Origin of the sequence: Phytohalomonas tamaricis (assembly GCF_003012345.1) — a bacterium.
In the GTDB taxonomy this organism is placed as follows: domain Bacteria; phylum Pseudomonadota; class Gammaproteobacteria; order Pseudomonadales; family Halomonadaceae; genus Phytohalomonas; species Phytohalomonas tamaricis.
Genome location: NZ_PVRV01000021.1, coordinates 80,055 through 97,393, shown reverse-complemented (window position 1 = coordinate 97,393; position 17,339 = coordinate 80,055). Strand labels below are relative to the sequence as shown.

Here is a 17,339-nt window from a genome sequence, read left to right as displayed (position 1 = left end):
ACAAAAGTCGAATGTGAGCGCATACACAAGCGGTAGGTACTTCACAAAGATTAAAAGGTATGAATAAAAAATTTTGTAGTGTGTAAGGTAAATTCTTTTCTATGCACTTGCGTAACGGTGCGCATGCCATAGCCTCTAGAAAGAAAGCAAATTATGCGATAGGCTTTTTTCGCCTTACGAACTTTATATCGCCAAACGAACATGCAGATTAAAAACTATTTGCAGAGTTTTCTCTGCTATAGCCTCGTTTATGGATCGCACGTTAACAAGTAACGCCGGGAGTCAGGGGCTTTCTCTTCGGACGTCCTGCATGCCAAACATGATTCACAGCTAAAGAGGTTCACTCATGCGAGCGATTGCTACTGTTTCCCTGAGCGGTGAATTGCCTGACAAGCTGGAGGCGATAGCGCGTGCCGGCTATACAGGCGTCGAGATCTTTGAAAATGACCTGCTCTCTTATGGCGGCTCTCCCGAAGAAGTGCGTGCGCTAGCTGAATCGCTAGGGCTTAAGATCATCGCGCTTCAGCCTTTCCGGGATTTTGAGGCGATGCCCTCCCCGCAACGCGAACGTAATTTCGAGCGAGCCGAACGCAAATTCAAACTGATGAAAGCGTTGGGGACAGACTTCATGCTGGTGTGCAGCAATACCTCCCCGCTGTGCATTGACGACAAGGAACGCGCCGCCGCCGATCTGTATGAACTCGCCGAACGAGCGGCGGCACACGGGTTGCGTATTGGCTTCGAAGCACTTGCCTGGGGACGTTACACATCGGACTACCGTGATGCCTGGGATATTGTCCAACGCGGCAATCATCCTAATCTCGGCTTGGTTCTCGACAGCTTTCATATGCTTGCACTGGGGCTTGATCCAGCCCCGGTCGCTGATATTCCTGGCGAGCGTATTTTCCTGGTGCAAGTTGCCGACGCACCACTGCTTGATATGGATGTGCTGAGTTGGAGTCGCCATCACCGCTGCTTTCCTGGGCAGGGACGCCTACCAATCAAGGATTTCATGAAGGCGCTAGCCAAGACTGGCTACTGCGGACCTCTCTCTCACGAGATTTTCAATGACGCCTTTCGTGCCGCCCCGACTCAAGCCACGGCACTGGATGGTATACGTTCACTGATTTTGCTCGAGAATATGGCAACCAATAGCCAGATGTTCACCCCACTGCCGTCGGCACCAGCATACGATGGAATACACTTTATAGAATTCACTCTTGATGAAGAAAGCGCTAAACCGCTCGGTAAGTTGATCAGTGCCCTTGGCTTCAAGCGTATAGGACGCCATCGCTCCAAGAACATTGATCTGTGGCGTCAGGGCGACATTCATTTTGTACTCAATTTCGAAACCGACAGTTTTGCGCACACATTCCGCCTGTTGCACGGGATATCGGTCTGTGCTGTTGGCTTTCGGGTCAATGATCCCGATCTTGCCCTGGCACGTGCACGCGCCTTCAAAGCTCAATTCTATTCAGGCCCAGTCGGTGAGGGAGAAATGCGCATCCCCGCGTTGCGCGGCCCTGAGGGCAGCCTGATCTACCTGGTCGACCCCGAGACGGCCAAACACAAACAGTGGCATACTGATTTTGAACTATTCGGGGAGAGCGAGGGACAGCAGGCCGGACTGCGGTGCGTCGATCATATCTCCTACGTTCTCCAACCTACCCAAATGCAGAGCTGGCAACTGTTCTACAAGACCGTATTCGATTTCGCTGCCGGCAGCGAACATGAACTTGCTGATCCGCGTGGTTTGGTGATGAGTCAAGCAGTCATCAGCCATGACCAGAGCATCCGATTGCCACTTAATGTCTCGCCAGCAAGAGAGACGCTGCCGGGGCGTTTCCTATCCGAGCATCAAGGCGGTGTGCAACAGATCGCGCTTGCGACGGACAACATCTTTGACACCATCGATAAAATCGTTGCAAATGGCGTTGAGCTACTGCCCATCCCTGACAATTACTATGATGACCTGGCAGCACGTATCGATCTCGACGAGCCCCTGCTGGAAGCAATACGTCAACGTCATATTCTCTATGATCGTACTGATGAAGGGGAATTTTTCCATGCTTATACCCCCTTATTTGCCGGCCACTTCTATTTTGAGATAGTTGAAAGGCGCCTCCATTACTCACAGTTTGGAGCGGCCAATGCCGCAATCCGTTTGGCCGCGCAGGCAAGGATGAGTAAACAGAGAGGCCTTGCCTAATTCTCACCAGCAGATGCCGACTATTCCTCGTCCTTTAAGGACGAGGACTCTCATTTACCGATAACTAGATACAGTCGCCTGACCCATAACGCTTATCTTTTCTCTCAAGCTAATCTCATCAGTCTGGCAGTAGATATTTCACACTCATGTTTAGAAAATGTCTTGCATTAAACACACCCTCTCGCGCGTAAAGTGTTGCGGTGAACCTTGGCCGTCTTAGTAAAAAGTCCCCCGCCATCGTCCCGCAGAATGAAAGATGACAAAACATATAGCATTGCCATTGTCTTCAGTCGCCGCTCCATCCTTCCCCATGATGATCGACGGGGCGTAAAGAATAGTCGAAGACTAGTAGATCATCACCATTTTGGTATTTCCACTGTGAAACCATCTAAGCACCGTGTTGCTAATAGTTCTCCTTACCTGCCCATCGTTCCACCGGTATGACAAGGAAATGCAAGGATACCAAGCTAAAATATCAAGCCTGGTAGGAAATGTCGCATCAGTCACTTAATTTGACCGCTTCAGTATCGAGCATATGATACCTACGGCTTGGCTGAAAAATTCTGATGCTACGCTATGTCCCGTCATGTTATGGGAGGCGTGTTTGCTAGGACGTTACAAGCTTTCCGACAATCACGAGTACATGATCGAGGTTATCATTCCCCCGTCCCAAGACACGGAATGTCCATACCCAATGGCATCTTCTGAACCCAATGCTCTGGCGACAAATGGCGGGATTTCCCGGAGCGCTACGGACCTTGGAAAACTGGCTACCAGCGCTTTCAACAGTGGCGTGACGTTGCCACCTTCGACCGGATACCGACCCGACTACATCTTCGCCTGCGCCAATAGCGTACGTAACGGTAGCTGATCCTTGATTATCGGGGATTTGATCACGATGTAACTGAAGTACTTCTCAATGCCTATTTCCCGCTCGATTAATGATTCCATTACTTCTTGGTAGTGAGCAATGCTACGTGTAATGAAACGCAGCAGATAGTCATAGCCACCACTGATCAAATGACACTCCATGAGTTCATCAAGCTGGCGGATATTTTGCTCGAAACGCAAGAAGTCTTCCCGACGGTGGTCAGTCAAAGTAACTTCGGTAAAGACAGTAACGCTATCCGTCATTCGAGCCAAATTGAGTCGTGCCTGGAACGATGTGATATAGCCTGCAGCTTCCAGCCGCTTGACGCGCTGCAAGCAAGGGCTTGGCGATAGCCCCACAGCGTCAGCCAGGTTGACGTTGGTCATTCGACCGTCGGCCTGAAGCTGTACTAAAATGTTGATATCGATGCGGTCGAGCCGGACACTGCCTACCATACGTAGCCCTTCTTCCTTTTTGTTGTAGTGACGAACCCGCCCGGAGGGGCGAATTCAATACTACTATTGTCTAAAGGAATTCGTTGCGCAGCGCAAGCTGATGAGCACCGATAAAAGCACTAAGCGTGATAAAGGATTGTGGGTTATCCCCGGAGCCCTGAGAAGTTGCACGTGTGATTCGGTAATGACCGGCCCGGCACGTTGGCGGAGGCGGGCCAGCAGTCAACAATAAAGTGCTTGCGTCAGCAGCTATTTGCTTCAAGGTTGTTCGGGCTGCCACAAAGCTACCCGTTGTCAGGCGCTCTGACGGCGTCAGCCCGATTTTCTGATCAAAGGGAGCAAACTCTCGCTCATCCAGGGAGGTCACGATGCGTAGCTGATAGAACTTGCGCAAATAGTGAATAGCTCCTGGCGCATCTTCATAGAGCGAGCCCACACCGAGCGTGCTGGCAAACTCGATACCCGCTTGCCAGTCCGGCTCGAGTCCCCATGTTTCAGCCATTTCCCGGTAGACGAGACAGTGCGCGGATACAGTACCCGTTTCCTCATCTACCAAGGCATGCAGGGCCTGCACATAATCCGCCATGATACGATCTGGGGTAGGCGGTTCAGGCAATTGTGACAGTAACGGTGCCAACCCTTCCAGGATGGCACTGTCTCGATCGATCAGAACGCCATGAGCATCAATACAAAGAGTCGTATAGTCGGTAAGTGACATGCCCTGTCCTCCTGTCAGGCAATAGCCGGCATTTTAGTAGGAAGAGTGGTGCTCAACGCTTTTCCAAGAATTGACAGAGCCTCATCGATTTGCTCATTGCTGGTTGTAAGCGGCGCGAGAAAGCGAATTACATTACGGTGAATACCACACTTGATCACCAACAGTCCGCCCTCGCGGCACCGATCAATGACGTGTTGGACTAGCTCCGCATCCTCTGGCCTCGCGCGCTCGCCTTGAATCAGCTCGATCGCCAGCATCGGCCCCTGCCCTCGTACTTCTGCGATGAAGGGATATTGAGCCTGAAGCTGCTGTAGTCCAGTTTTTAAATGCTCCCCCATCGCCTGGCCGCGCTCAAGCAATCCTTCTTCTTCGAAAATATCCAGCACTGCCAGCGCTGCTGCACAAGCCAGTGCATTGCCACCGTAGGTGCCTCCCAGTCCACCGGGCTCAGGTGCCTGCATGATTTCAGTCCGCCCGACTACTCCGGAAATGGGCAGGCCACCCGCCAGGCTCTTGGCAACTGTGACCAGGTCGGGGCGAATACCCGTGTGTTCGAAGCCAAACATCTTCCCTGTGCGTCCGAAGCCTGCTTGTATTTCATCGGCGATCATTACGATGCCATGGCGCTTGGACAGTGCCTGCAACGCCTGCATAAACTCACGAGGCGCTGGCAAGAAACCACCATCACCTTGTACGGGCTCGATCAGAATAGCCGCGACCTGATTCGGCAAGATTTCAGTAGCAAACAGAGTTTCCAACTCCTCAAGAACATCATCTCCGCTGATTCCACGCAGCGCGTCGGGATAACTGATGTGATGGATAGCTGGCGCAAAGGGCCCAAAATTCTGCCGGTAAGGCTGACTCATGCCCGTCAGCGTAGTACCGAGCAGAGTGCGTCCGTGAAAACCGCCACGGAACGCGATTACGCCTGGCCGCTTGGTATAGGCACGTGCAATCTTGATGGCGTTTTCCACTGCCTCGGCGCCCGAGGTAAATAACACACTCTGATATGCCTCTTCACCACCGACTAGCTTGGCCAGCCGACTGGCCAACTCGATATAGCCCGGATATGCAGCAACTTGGAAACTCATGTGTGAGATGCGCTCAACCTGGGACTGTACTGCGGCCACGACCCGCGGGTGGTTGTGCCCTACATTGAGCACACCGATACCGCCGACAAAATCCAAATAACACTGTCCATTCACATCGAAGACTTCACTGCCACACGCATGCGAGATGACCAGTGGATGCGCATTGACTACACCACGTGGAATAGCATGTTCACGTTGACGCAGTAGGGTCTGGGCAGGATTGGCATTGTTGTTCATTTCTAGGCTCCCATGATCACTCAATTATTGCTGTCGTGTCGGTATCTTCTTCCGACAGTGAAAAATGCATGCCGGCATCTCTCAAAGGTTACGCCTGTTACTGGGTCAGGCGCTGTCGTCCTCGCTCCGTTAACCACTTTTTTTCATCGAATTGAGCGGCCATAACAGCATGATTCACTGGCGGTGCGGTCACAGCGTAATCTGCGCTCGAAACCTATAATTCGAAGCAATCTTCCGCCGTTGAGCATTCAAAACAACATCCCGTGCGCCGGGCGGCAGCTTAGGATGACCTTTTGGCTACAGGAACAATTCAAATGGCATTGCTCTACAAGGCCGACCCAGAGCGTGGGCGCCACTGGCAAGCACTCTTTGCCCGTCATGCGCCGGATATCGAATTCCGCCAATGGCCCGATATGGGTAATCCGGCCGAGATCCGCTATCTGCTCGCCTGGCAACCTCCCGAGAATCTCACTGGATGTCTGCCAGCCTTAGACGTCCTTTTTGCTACTTCCGCCGGGGTCGATCAGTTCGATTTTTCCGAGTTGCCAGATACTCTCTCGGTGGTACGAATGCTTGATCCTGCTATTGAACACGGCATGATCGAGTACGCCACCTTCGCCACTCTCTGGCTGCATCGACGCATAGGTGACTATGCCCGCCAGCAACGCGAAGGGCATTGGCAGGCTCATATGCTTCGTCCCGCCTCCGAGAAGCGTATTGGTGTCCTGGGGCTAGGCCAGCTCGGCACCGCTATTGCTACCCATCTGGTAAGTTATGGCTTTCCTGTCAGTGGCTGGGCACGAACAATGCGCGACGTGCCCGGTATCACTTGTCATGCCGGTCAGGAGGCGTTGGATGACTTCCTTGCCTCAAGCGACATGCTGATCTGTGTCCTCCCACTGACCGGAGATACCCGAGGCATACTCAATACGGCGCTTTTTGAACGCCTACCCGAAGGGGCCGGGCTAATCAACATTGGCCGCGGTGAACATCTTATCGAGGCCGATCTGACCCGAGCGCTCGATGAAGGCCGGCTCTCCGGGGCGGTACTAGATGTCCTACGTAATGAGCCACCGCCGCGGGATCATCCTTTCTGGCGAGACGAACGCATTCTAATGACGCCGCATATAGCAGCCATGACCCAGCCGGAAACGGCCTTTCCGGTATTACTTGATAATCTGCGCCGTCATCAACGCGGTGAGCCAATGATTGGCCAGGTTGATCGGCAGCGCGGCTATTGAAATCAAGCGGACTTTCATAACGCTCGCCGTTTGAAACAGCGAGCGCTCTTTCCACCTTTAGTGTCATTCCAGACCGCCTATGTGAAAGGCCTTCTCTTCTAAATACTCATCGAGCCCTTGGCGTGCCCCTTCACGTCCCAGTCCTGACTGTTTTATTCCGCCAAAGGGAGCAACCTCCATCGAGACCGAGCCCGTATTGAGCCCCACCATGCCAAACTCCAATGCCTCGCCAACTCGCCACGCACGCCGCATGCTTTCAGTAAAGAAGTACGCCGCCAAGCCAAAGGGTGTGGCATTGGCAATTCGTACGGCCTCCTCCTCTGTCTCGAAGCGCATAATGGGGGCCACCGGGCCGAACGTTTCTTCCTGGGTTACCAGCATCTTGTCGGTTACACCGGTCAAGAGTGTCGGTAACACCAGACGATCCTGCTCATTCGGTATCTGCCCAATGATAAGACTGGCGCCTTGTGACAAGGCATCATCGAGATGACGCGCTACCTTGTGGACCGCCTGATCGTTTATCAACGGCCCGACCGTGATATCGTCTTCCATGCCGTTACCACAGCGCAGCGTCTCGATTTCAGACATCAAACGTTCGACAAAACGGTCATGAATGCCGGACTGCACCAAGATGCGATTGGCACATACACAGGTTTGTCCAGCATTGCGGAATTTACTGACCATGGTACCGGCTACCGCCAATTCGAGATCGGCGTCATCAAATACGATCAGCGGAGCGTTACCACCTAACTCCAGGCTTAAACGCTTGATATCGCCAGCGCTTTGGCGCATTAGCAGGCTTCCGACCCGGGTCGAACCGGTGAAGGAGAGCTTGCGTACTGCCGGGTTGGACGTCAGCTCGCCACCGATCCCTTCAGGCAGTCCGGTGATGATGTTAATCACTCCCGGCGGGAAACCCGCGCGCTCAGCCAATTCCGCGAGCGCCAGCGCTGATAGTGGCGTCAGTTCCGAAGGTTTGATCACGATCGGACAACCTGCAGCCAGCGCCGGTGCGCATTTGCGCGTAATCATGGCGTTGGGGAAGTTCCAAGGGGTAATCGCACCGCAGACCCCTACCGGCTGCTTGAGCACCAAAATACGTCGGTCTTTACTCGGGGCGGGAACGGTTTCACCGTAGGCACGTCGGGCCTCCTCGGCGAACCACTTCACAAAGCTGGCCCCATAACGAATTTCACCTTTGGCCTCGGCCAACGGTTTGCCTTGCTCGCGGGTCATCAATACGGCCAGATCGTCGATATTTTCCAGCATCAAGGCATGCCAACGCTCAAGCAGTGTGGCCCGTTCGGCCGCTGGTCGAGCACGCCATTCTGGCCAAGCTGCTTCGGCCGCTTCAATGGCCCGCCGGGTTTCACCGACTCCCATGCTGGGGACCGAAGCCAAGCGCTCTCCGGTAGCAGGATCAGTAACAACGAGCGTCCTCTCATCATCAGCATCGCACCATTGACCGTTAATGAATGCTTGCTCATGTAGCAAGGCACTGTCTATAAGTGACAGACCAGCCATGCCTATCTCCTGTAATAGTGATGAACATCGCTTATCGATGCGTTTCTGGGATCACTTTGTCTCAAACCAACGGAGCGGACGCTTCTGTCTGTGTTGACCACTGACAAGTTTCCAGCCACCCCTGGCGCAGCTCCGGCACCGAACCGATCAGCTTGCGCGTATAGTTATGCTGCGGCCGAGTTAGCACCTCTTCACAGCGGCCGGATTCCACGCACTCGCCCTGGTAGAGCACCATCACATCATCACAAAGCGAACGCACCGTGGAGATGTCGTGACTGATGAACAGGTATGCCACGCCGAGCTCACGACGTAGCTCAACAAGCAATTCAAGAATGGCGGCGCCAACCACGGTATCGAGTGCTGAAGTCACTTCATCGCAGAGAATCAGATCAGGTTCGGCGGCCAGCGCACGCGCCAGGTTGACCCGTTGTTTCTGGCCACCAGAGAGCTCCCCGGGCTTGCGATCGAGTAGCGTGTGCGGCAGCTTTACCAGATCCATCAATTCCTCGACTCGACACCGACGAACGTTGCGATCCAGACTGAAATAAGTTTCCAGCGGTCGATTGAGCAAACGTCGAACACTGTGTGCTGGATTAAGGGCATTGTCGGCGCTCTGAAAAACCATCTGAATGCGTCGAAACTGCTCCGATGTGCGCCCCCGCAGTGTTGGCGACAACTCGCGACGATTAAACTGAACTGCTCCGCGAGAAGGCGCGACCAGCCCGGCGACTGTCCGTGCCAGCGTCGACTTGCCGGAGCCCGACTCACCGATCACGCCAAGCGCCTGGCCGCGGTCAATCCTTAGCTGGATATGATCCAGCACCACCTTATCCGGATGCCCATTGCGGTCGCGCTGACCGTAGCCCACCTGTAAGTCGTCGATACGTAAAAGCTCATCGCCCCGGGCCGTCTCGGGCGGTGAGAGATGCGCATCCGGCCGAGCTGCAGCCAATAAGCTACGAGTATATTCGTGGGCTGGCTGTTCGAGAATTTGAGCAATACGTCCCTGCTCCTGCTCCTGGCCGCCCTTAAGTACCAGCACCTGGTCGGCCATCTGAGCGACCACGGCCAGATCATGAGAGACATAAATAGCCGTGGTGCCCCGCTCGCGCATCACTTTCTTGAAGGCTCGCAAGACATCTATTTGCGTGGTGACATCCAGCGCCGTGGTGGGTTCATCCAGAATTACCAGCGCAGGATCAGTGATTAGCGCCATCGCCGCCATGATGCGCTGCAGTTGGCCTCCGGACACCTGATGCGGATAACGCATGCCGATTCGTTCCGGCTCAGGCAATGCAAGTTCACGAAACAGTTGAACGGCCTTCTGTTGGGCACTATGGCGATCCATGACGCCGTGAATCAGTGCGCCTTCGATGACCTGATCCATTAACGAACGAGAGGGATTAAAGGCTGCCGCAGCGCTCTGGGCAATATAAGCGACCCGATGGCCACGAAGCCTGCGCGTCTGGACCGCATTCAATTCCAAGATTTCAGTCTCGCCCAGGCGCACGCTGCCTCCGGCAATACGACAGCCACGACGGGCATAACCTAGCATGGCCAACGCGATGGTCGTTTTGCCCGAGCCGGACTCACCGATCAATGCCATCACTTCGCCGGGAGCGAGCGTGAACCCGATGTTGTTGACGATGCTGTGTTCTTCCCCGCCGAGAGGTGTTGCGCAGATTTCGAGATTGCGAACGGTGAGTGATTCTCCCTGCATATTGTCACTCCTTTTGTGAGCCACGGCTGGTCGACAGACTGTCAATCAACAGATTGGCACCAATGGTCAGCGTGCCGATGGCCAGTGCCGGTGCAATCACGGCCAGCGCCCCTTGGCTGAGCCCACCGATATTTTCACGTACTAGCGAGCCCAGATCGGCTGCCGGTGGCTGAACGCCCAAACCTAGAAAGCTCATGCCACTGAGCAGCAGCACAATGAAGACAAAGCGCATGCCCATGTCGGTTAACACTGATTGAATCATGTTGGGCATGATCTCGAAGGCTGCGATATACAACTTTCCCTCCCCTCGGGTGCGTGCTACTTGCACATACTCCAGCGTGGCCAGATTGGTCGCCATGCTGTGTGCGATGCGAAACGCGCCGGGGGCATAGCTGAGCACGGCGGCAAGAATCAAAAGCGGAATCGAGGTGCCAAAGGCTGACACCATTACCAGCGCCATCATCTTGCTGGGAATCGAGATCAATGTGTCAAAGACGCGCCTGATGCACTCTTCAATCCAGCGTGGCAGCAGTACGGTCAACATGCCGAACCCGGCTCCGATCAGGCTTGATAGCAGTGCGGCTATTATAGCCAAACCAACGGTATAACGTGCTCCAGTGAGAATACGGCTCAGCATGTCGCGTCCCATATAATCGGTGCCGAGCAGGTTGGCCGTACTGGCACCTCCATAAATCTCGTCGGACACAAAGGCACTCATCGGATGCGGGGCGAGCATCGGTCCAAAAATTGCCACCAGTACCCAGAAGCCGAACAGCCCCAGGCCGACCCAGCGGATCAGATGCAGTCGCGGGCGATTGCGTCTTGCCGGAGAGGCGACCGGCAATCGGCTGCCGGTCGTAACACGGCGGCGGCTGTTAGTGCGTGGATGCGTCATGGCTCTGAACTCATTCATCGGTTACGCAGCCTCGGGTTGGAGAGGATCGCACAGAGATCGGCCATCATCACCAGCACCAGATAGGCACTGCAGAACAACATGGCACAGGCCTGTACGAGGGCGAGATCCCGGTTGGAGACCGCATCGACCATCAGACTGGCGATGCCCGGATAGTTGAAGATTGTTTCAACGATGATGACGCCGCCCAGCAGATAGGAGAGGCTTAATGCCACAGCATTGGCGATAGGCCCCACTGCATTGGGCAACGCATGGCGCAGCACTCGGCGCATGGGCGGTACGCCCTTGAGCCGCGCCATCTCGACGTAAGCACTATCGAGCTGATCAATCAGTGCCGCACGGGTCATGCGCGCCATCTGCGCAATCAGCACGCAGCACAGCGTCAGCACCGGCATGGCGTAGATCTTCATGAAGTCGCCGAAGCTTTCAACAGTGGAGACATAGGAGAGCGCCGGTAACCAGTCAAGCTTCACGGCGAAGAGCAAAACTGCGAGGGTCGCCACCAAGAACTCCGGTACCGCCACCATTGAAAGGGTCACTAGATTCAGTACCCGATCCACAGCACCGCCCCGACGCATGGCCGCTGTGATGCCCATGATCAGGGCTAGCGGTACCGAAATGGCCGTAGTAATGGCCGCCAACAGCAGCGAATTGGGCAGGCGATCACTCATCAGCTGCGTGACCGATACGCCATTGCTGGCCGACATGCCTAAATTGCCAGTCATGAAGCCACTCAGCCAATGCCAGTAACGCAGCAGTGCAGGCTGGTCGAGCCCCAGTTCGGTTCGCAGCGCCGCCACCTGGTCAGGCGTAGCGAACTGACCAAGAATCAGTTGTGCCGTGTCACCCGGCAGCATTGAAGTGATGGCAAAAATTACCAGTGACACTAGAAACAGGGTCACCAGACTTGAGGATAGACGTCCCAATACCAGTACGGGAATGGCGTTGCGCATCTTCCGACTCCAGCGAGGGAGCCACCGACACAGGGGAATGACCGCCATGGCGTAGCGCCCGCTGCCCCTGCATCAGTGACCCGCAATGACAGAAAATACGTCTAAGCCTAGGCGTTCCACCAGACGTATTCGGGGAACATGTAGGCCATGAAGCTGCCCAGCGGCACCGTGCGGTCCATGCCGCCGACTCGGGTGTCATAGCCGTCGATATCGCTGAGAAAAACCGGGATGCCGATACCGCTCTGCTCATGGATCATGGTTTGCATGTCGGCGTACATCTGCTTGCGTTTGCTCTGGTCAGGTTCGCTGCGTGATGCCACTAGCAGTTGATCGAACTTATCATTCTTCCAACCGGACTCGTTCCAGGGTGCATTGGAAGCAAAGAACTGAGAGAGCAAGATATTGGCGGTGGGGCGCGGGTTGATGTTGCCAAAGCCCAGCGGGTGCTTCATCCAGTGGTTGGACCAGTAGCCATCTCCCGGTACGCGGTTTAGGTTGAGCGTCAGTCCCGCCTGGGCTGCGGACTGCTGCAGCAACTGGCCCATTTCCTCAGAATAGTTGGCCGCCGGCGATACCACCAGCGGTACGCGGGCACCGGCCACGCCGGCCTTTTTCAGAAGCGACGCGGCCCGTTCGGGGTCGTATGGACGCTGCGGCAGGCCGTCGAAGTAATAGGGAGTTCCGGGCGCGATAGGCTGATCGTTGGCAATTTCGCCATAGCCACGCAGAGCCACCTTCAGGATCTGCTCACGATTGAACAGATATTTCATCGCCTCGACGAATTCGGGGCGGCTGCCCGGCTGTTGATCGACGCGTATCACAAGGTCCGTGTAGTTCCCGGAATTGGTAGCCTTGACCGCCCGTCCTGCTGTCTTGCTGACTCGATCAGCGGCGCTGCCGCTGACGTTGTTGATCATTTGGACATCACCGGAGAACAGTGCATTGACGCGCGCCGACTCATCGCTGATACCGACCAGCTCGATGGCGTCCAGATAGGGCCGTCCTTCACGCCAATAATTCTCGTTACGCACCGCCACCGAGCGCACGCCGGGGGTAAACTCGTCACACTTGAACGGCCCAGTACCGATGCCCTTCGAGAAATCGGTGGTGCCATCGGGCACGATGACCAGATGCGAAACTGCCAGAATCGAGGGCAGTTCGATATTGGGTGAGGAAAGCGTGAACTCGACGCGCTGCTCATCAAGCGCCTTGACGCTCTCGATCTGTTCGACCATCGACATGACCTTCGAACCTATGGCCGGATCCTTGTGGCGCATGATCGAATAGATGACATCCTGCGGCGTCAGCGCCTTGCCATTATGGAAGGTCACGCCACGGCGCAGGGTAAAAATCCAGTGGCCGCCGTTATCGGTGCTCTCGAACGCTTCGGCCAGACAAGGCTGAGCCACGAGACCTTCATCAAACTGGGTAAGCCCGTTATAGAAAGTATAGGCACGGACATAATCAATAGCGGTCGCCCCTTTGGAAGGATCAAGCGACTCCATCGTTGAGGAGGAATGTGCCGCCACGCGGATGCGCCCGCCGCGCTTCGGGGCGTTCTGGCCAGCCGTGTCTGCAGCCCAAGCCTTCGAAATTCCCGGCAGGCTGGTGGCACTGGCGGCAAAGAGCCCGGCTGCCCCCAGCATTTTCAGCGCGTTGCGACGTGACATCCCACGTTGCATGGCACGGTAAACCTGTATGCTCTGCTCGGGAGAAATGAGCAGGTTGTCGGTTTTTGTGTCATGAGTCATGAGCCTTCTCCTTGCCGTTTGAAATTGTTATGTGCAATGGAATGCAGCGCTTCATTCTGATAAGTGTTGTTTGTGGCTACTGCTTAGTCAGCCCCAGCTAGCGCAGTCGATCCTGCAGCCGGTACCAGCTCCCTATCAACGGTAAAAACCATGGCTTGCCGAAATGGCCAGGAATTGCGGGCCATTCGGACTCTTGCCATGGATATGTCTCACGCTGGCCCAGCAACGTCTCAGCAAGAGACTTCCCCATATGTACCGACATTTGCACACCATGGCCGCTATATCCCATTACGTAGTGCATACCGTCATGACAACCGGCATGCGGCAATCGATCACGGCTCATGTCGACCAGGCCGCCCCAACAATAATCGAGACGAACGTCGCTCAATTGCGGGAAGGCTTCAGCCAGACCACGGCGCAGAATCTCGCCGCTTTTGGCGTCCGATTTCTCGTCAGATATGGCAAAGCGCGCCCGACCACCGAACAATAATCGGTTGTCTGGGGTTAATCGAAAGTAGTTACCAATGATGCGACTGGTCACATAGGCGCGCCGGTTTGGCAGTAGCTGTGCACATTGCTCACTGGAGAGGGGCTCGGTAACTACAATGAAGCTGCCCACCGGTGCCATGCGGCGGCGAAACCAGTTCAGCGGTCCCACTTGGGAGGCACCCGTGGCCAGTAACACATGATTGGCCCGAAGCTCGCCTTGGGGCGTACCTAGACGATAGGCTCTACCCTCACGAGTGATGGCGTTTACCGGAGCATACTCGAACAGGCGAGCACCATGGTGATGGGCTGCCTGGGCCAGGCCAATGCCGAAACGACCCATATGCATTTGTCCGCCGTTACGTTGCAAAAGCCCGCCATGGAAGAGAGGCGAGTCGACTTCTTCACGTACCGATGCCGCCGATAACAGTTCGACGTCAGGATCGACGTCACGGCGAATCGCTTCGAAGGTGCGCGCCAGTTTATCGTAATGCTCGGGTTTGGCGGCCAACTTTAGCTTGCCATGGTGAAGATAATCACACTCAATCGACTCCTCACGTATCACTTGCTCTACCGTCGTCACTGCCTCGGCATAGGTGCGGTAATGGATCATGGCACGCTCGCGGCCGACCTGTTCGACCAGACTGACATAGTCCTGGGCTACTCCGGTATTGCACTGCCCGCCATTACGTCCAGAGGCTTCGCCAATCAGCCGTCCGGCTTCCAGCAAGGCTACCCGAGCACCGCCACGCGCTAGCGTGCGCGCCGCCGAAAGCCCGGTGAATCCACCACCAACGACTACGACATCGAACGTGCCTTCAGGCGGAGACTGCTCGGCGCATTTCAGCGTGGGTGCCGTCGCCAGCCAATAGGAGTCGAATTTCATGGGTGCTCTCCTCTGAGGGTCGCGTAATGTTTATCTCAGAGACCGACCAGGGACGGCAAACCACGAATATCAGCGATTTCAGTCGCACCGTAGCCGGGGCAATAGGGTTCGTGATTGCGAGCTACAAACGCTTTGTCACGAATGCCCATGAAGTGAGCCGATATCAGGTCATAGCGGAAACTGGAGGAGACATGCAGCAAGTCTTCAGGGTTGCAGCCCAGGGTGTCGATCATGGCCTCGAATGCGGCCAGGCGGGGCTTGTAGACTTTAAACGTGTCGGCGGTGAAAACTTTATGGAACGGCACCTCAAGCTTTGCCACGTTCGACATGATCTGATTGTCATCGGCATTGGAGTAGATGACCAACGGGATCTTGTCTGCGATCTTAGCAAGCCCCTCGATGACATCCGGATGCGGCCCCCAGGTAGGTACTGCATCGAAGTATTGCAAGCCTTCATTGTCACGGTACTCAATGCCCCAACGCTTGCAGGTGCGTTCCAGCGCAGTGCAGATGACCTCGGCATAAGGTTTCCATTCCCCAAGGACTTCATCGAAGCGGTAGGCTCCGAAGTCCTTCACGAAACGTTCCATGCGCTCGGAGTCATTGATCCGGTCGGCAAAGATGTCGCGTGTCATGCTCGCCATCTGAAAATTGGTAAGCGTACCGTAGCAGTCAAAGGTGATGTACTTCGGGCGCATGATATCGCTCATGATGCTTCGTCCTCTGTTGTTGAACCGATGAACGGTATGAAATTGTTGTTGGACGGTTGGGGCGTTGACGACACACCCAATGACCTTATTACAGCACTCTCGAACAATCAGCAGACGCTGAAAGCTCACGCCTGCCTGATATAAACACTCTTTTTTTGACATCAACGCAGCACAGGATGCGGCGATGTCTCACATCATCTCCGGCTGACGAATACGGCTACCATCGGAAAAGCGCTCGATATGATAAGGCGCTGGGTCTACCACTGGCACCGAACCCGTCACTAGATCAGTCACTAGCCGCCCGGCCCCCGGCCCAATGCCAAAGCCATGACCACTGAAGCCAGCAGCCACTATGAAGCCTGGAATAGCATCGATGGCCGAAATGACCGGCACCATGTCCGGCGTGGTATCGATCATGCCGGCCCACGCCCGGGCAATATGGACGCCGCTAAGCGCCGGGTATTCCTTGTGCAGCGCCGCCAGCGAAGCACGCGCTAGTGCCATATCCGGCTCGGGATCCAGAATACGCTGTTGCTCAAAGGGTGAGATTTGATCGAATTGCCAGCTACCGGCTGCTTCCGGCCCACGGAAGAAGGATGAACTCACCCGTATTTGCAGCTTCTTGGCTAGCTTGCTGCGATAGGCGCCATAAAATTTTGTTGCGTAGCGCAGCCCCTGTGGGCTGATCTCTACTCGTCCACGCCCCGGCATCGCCAGCGTATAGCTACCATCCAGCCGACGGCGCAGGGCAATGTTGGGTGTAGTCAGACAACCTGGCGTGACTTCAGGTGCCGCCGTGGTTTGCAGAGCAGTGCCCATGATATTGGCCGAAGGCAACTCGATGCCGTGACGGCGACAGAAGCGTGAACTCCAGGCACCACCGGCACAGACAACCGTTGAAGTGCGGACCAGACCGCGCTCGGTCCATACGCCACTAATTCTTCCGCCGTGTTGCTCTAGTCCACGTACGGCGCAATTCTGATGTACATAAGCGCCCAGTTCGCGAGCTCCGGTCGCAATAGCCGCACATGCCATTGCAGGTTCGGCACGGCCATCGCTAGGTGACCAAACCCCGCCAATCCAACACGACGTCGTGCCGGGCGCGCGCTTGCCTGCCTCCTCGGCACCGATCACATGGCTGATAAATCCTTGTTCACGGGCTTGCTTGCCCCACGCTTCCCATTTGGACATGCTGGCCTGGCTGTCTGTGGTATAGACGATACCACTGCGACGAAAGCCAACATCACGCCCGATCTCGCCTGAAAACGCTTCCCAGCGATCCAGGCTATACATCGCCAGCGGCAGTTCGAACATGTCACGGTTCTGCTGACGCACCCAGCCCCAGTTGCGACTTGACTGTTCACAGCCGATCAGCCCCTTTTCCAGCAGTGCCACCGATATTCCCTGGCGGGCCAGTTCATAGGCCGCCGAGGTGCCGACAATACCCGCGCCAATTATCACGACATCAACCTGCGTGGGAAAATCGGGGCTGTCATGCACGGCATCTACATTAACGAACATTATCGAAATCTCTTGTTATTGGCAGGGCATCTCACCCAACACGAAGGAGTGCT

13 protein-coding genes and 1 pseudogene are annotated in these 17,339 nt (G+C 55.4%); 3 read left to right on the top strand and 11 right to left on the bottom strand.

The genetic code is table 11. From position 1 onward, the window contains the following. Window positions 1–346 precede the first annotated feature (346 nt). Together C3Z11_RS10235 and C3Z11_RS10230 are read left to right on the top strand one after the other, a co-directional pair. Window positions 347–2,209 carry a bifunctional sugar phosphate isomerase/epimerase/4-hydroxyphenylpyruvate dioxygenase family protein gene (locus C3Z11_RS10235; RefSeq protein ID WP_106477862.1) on the top strand — a complete coding sequence of 621 codons (1,863 nt, stop codon included), beginning with the start codon at window positions 347–349 and terminating at the stop codon, window positions 2,207–2,209. A 729-nt stretch (window positions 2,210–2,938) separates the two neighbouring features. Beyond that, window positions 2,939–3,061: pseudogene (locus C3Z11_RS10230) on the top strand (transposase); the annotation flags it as partial. On the opposite strand, the gene C3Z11_RS10225 reads toward C3Z11_RS10230, so the two are convergent. From C3Z11_RS10225 to gabT, 3 genes are all read right to left on the bottom strand, one after another. Beyond that, window positions 3,038–3,535: an Lrp/AsnC family transcriptional regulator gene (locus C3Z11_RS10225; protein ID WP_106477861.1), complete on the bottom strand. Its 498-nt coding sequence runs from the start codon at window positions 3,533–3,535 to the stop codon at window positions 3,038–3,040. The pseudogene C3Z11_RS10230 and the gene C3Z11_RS10225 sit on opposite strands and share 24 nt — an antisense overlap. A gap of 70 nt (window positions 3,536–3,605) precedes the next feature. Continuing rightward, window positions 3,606–4,253, bottom strand: a complete 648-nt coding sequence (locus C3Z11_RS10220) for a hypothetical protein (RefSeq protein WP_106477860.1) — start codon at window positions 4,251–4,253, stop codon at window positions 3,606–3,608. Window positions 4,254–4,267: 14 nt separating this feature from the next. After that, on the bottom strand, window positions 4,268–5,581 hold the full coding sequence (gene gabT, locus C3Z11_RS10215) for a 4-aminobutyrate--2-oxoglutarate transaminase (RefSeq protein WP_106477859.1): 1,314 nt from the start codon (window positions 5,579–5,581) through the stop codon (window positions 4,268–4,270). A gap of 314 nt (window positions 5,582–5,895) precedes the next feature. Between gabT and C3Z11_RS10210 the strand changes: the two genes are divergently transcribed. Then, window positions 5,896–6,822 carry a 2-hydroxyacid dehydrogenase gene (locus tag C3Z11_RS10210; RefSeq protein ID WP_106477858.1) on the top strand — a complete coding sequence of 309 codons (927 nt, stop codon included), beginning with the start codon at window positions 5,896–5,898 and terminating at the stop codon, window positions 6,820–6,822. A 63-nt stretch (window positions 6,823–6,885) separates the two neighbouring features. On the opposite strand, the gene C3Z11_RS10205 is transcribed toward C3Z11_RS10210, so the two are convergent. The 8 genes from C3Z11_RS10205 to C3Z11_RS10170 all read right to left on the bottom strand — a co-directional run bounded on the left by C3Z11_RS10205 (window position 6,886) and on the right by C3Z11_RS10170 (window position 17,286). Then, window positions 6,886–8,346, bottom strand: a complete 1,461-nt coding sequence (locus C3Z11_RS10205; protein ID WP_106477857.1) for an NAD-dependent succinate-semialdehyde dehydrogenase — start codon at window positions 8,344–8,346, stop codon at window positions 6,886–6,888. Between the two features lie 61 nt (window positions 8,347–8,407). Then, window positions 8,408–10,066, bottom strand: coding sequence for an ABC transporter ATP-binding protein (locus C3Z11_RS10200; protein WP_106477856.1), 1,659 nt, complete (start codon window positions 10,064–10,066; stop codon window positions 8,408–8,410). 4 nt (window positions 10,067–10,070) lie between these two features. Further along, window positions 10,071–10,961: an ABC transporter permease gene (locus tag C3Z11_RS10195; protein WP_262927344.1), complete on the bottom strand. Its 891-nt coding sequence runs from the start codon at window positions 10,959–10,961 to the stop codon at window positions 10,071–10,073. A 14-nt stretch (window positions 10,962–10,975) separates the two neighbouring features. Continuing rightward, on the bottom strand, window positions 10,976–11,932 hold the full coding sequence (locus C3Z11_RS10190; protein WP_106477854.1) for an ABC transporter permease: 957 nt from the start codon (window positions 11,930–11,932) through the stop codon (window positions 10,976–10,978). Window positions 11,933–12,039: 107 nt separating this feature from the next. After that, complete coding sequence (locus C3Z11_RS10185) at window positions 12,040–13,683, bottom strand: ABC transporter substrate-binding protein (protein WP_106477853.1); 1,644 nt, start codon at window positions 13,681–13,683, stop codon at window positions 12,040–12,042. Between the two features lie 97 nt (window positions 13,684–13,780). Beyond that, complete coding sequence (locus tag C3Z11_RS10180) at window positions 13,781–15,055, bottom strand: NAD(P)/FAD-dependent oxidoreductase (protein ID WP_106477852.1); 1,275 nt, start codon at window positions 15,053–15,055, stop codon at window positions 13,781–13,783. A gap of 35 nt (window positions 15,056–15,090) precedes the next feature. Further along, window positions 15,091–15,765 carry a haloacid dehalogenase type II gene (locus C3Z11_RS10175; protein ID WP_106477851.1) on the bottom strand — a complete coding sequence of 225 codons (675 nt, stop codon included), beginning with the start codon at window positions 15,763–15,765 and terminating at the stop codon, window positions 15,091–15,093. Window positions 15,766–15,954: 189 nt separating this feature from the next. After that, window positions 15,955–17,286: an NAD(P)/FAD-dependent oxidoreductase gene (locus C3Z11_RS10170; protein ID WP_106477850.1), complete on the bottom strand. Its 1,332-nt coding sequence runs from the start codon at window positions 17,284–17,286 to the stop codon at window positions 15,955–15,957. Window positions 17,287–17,339 lie beyond the last annotated feature (53 nt).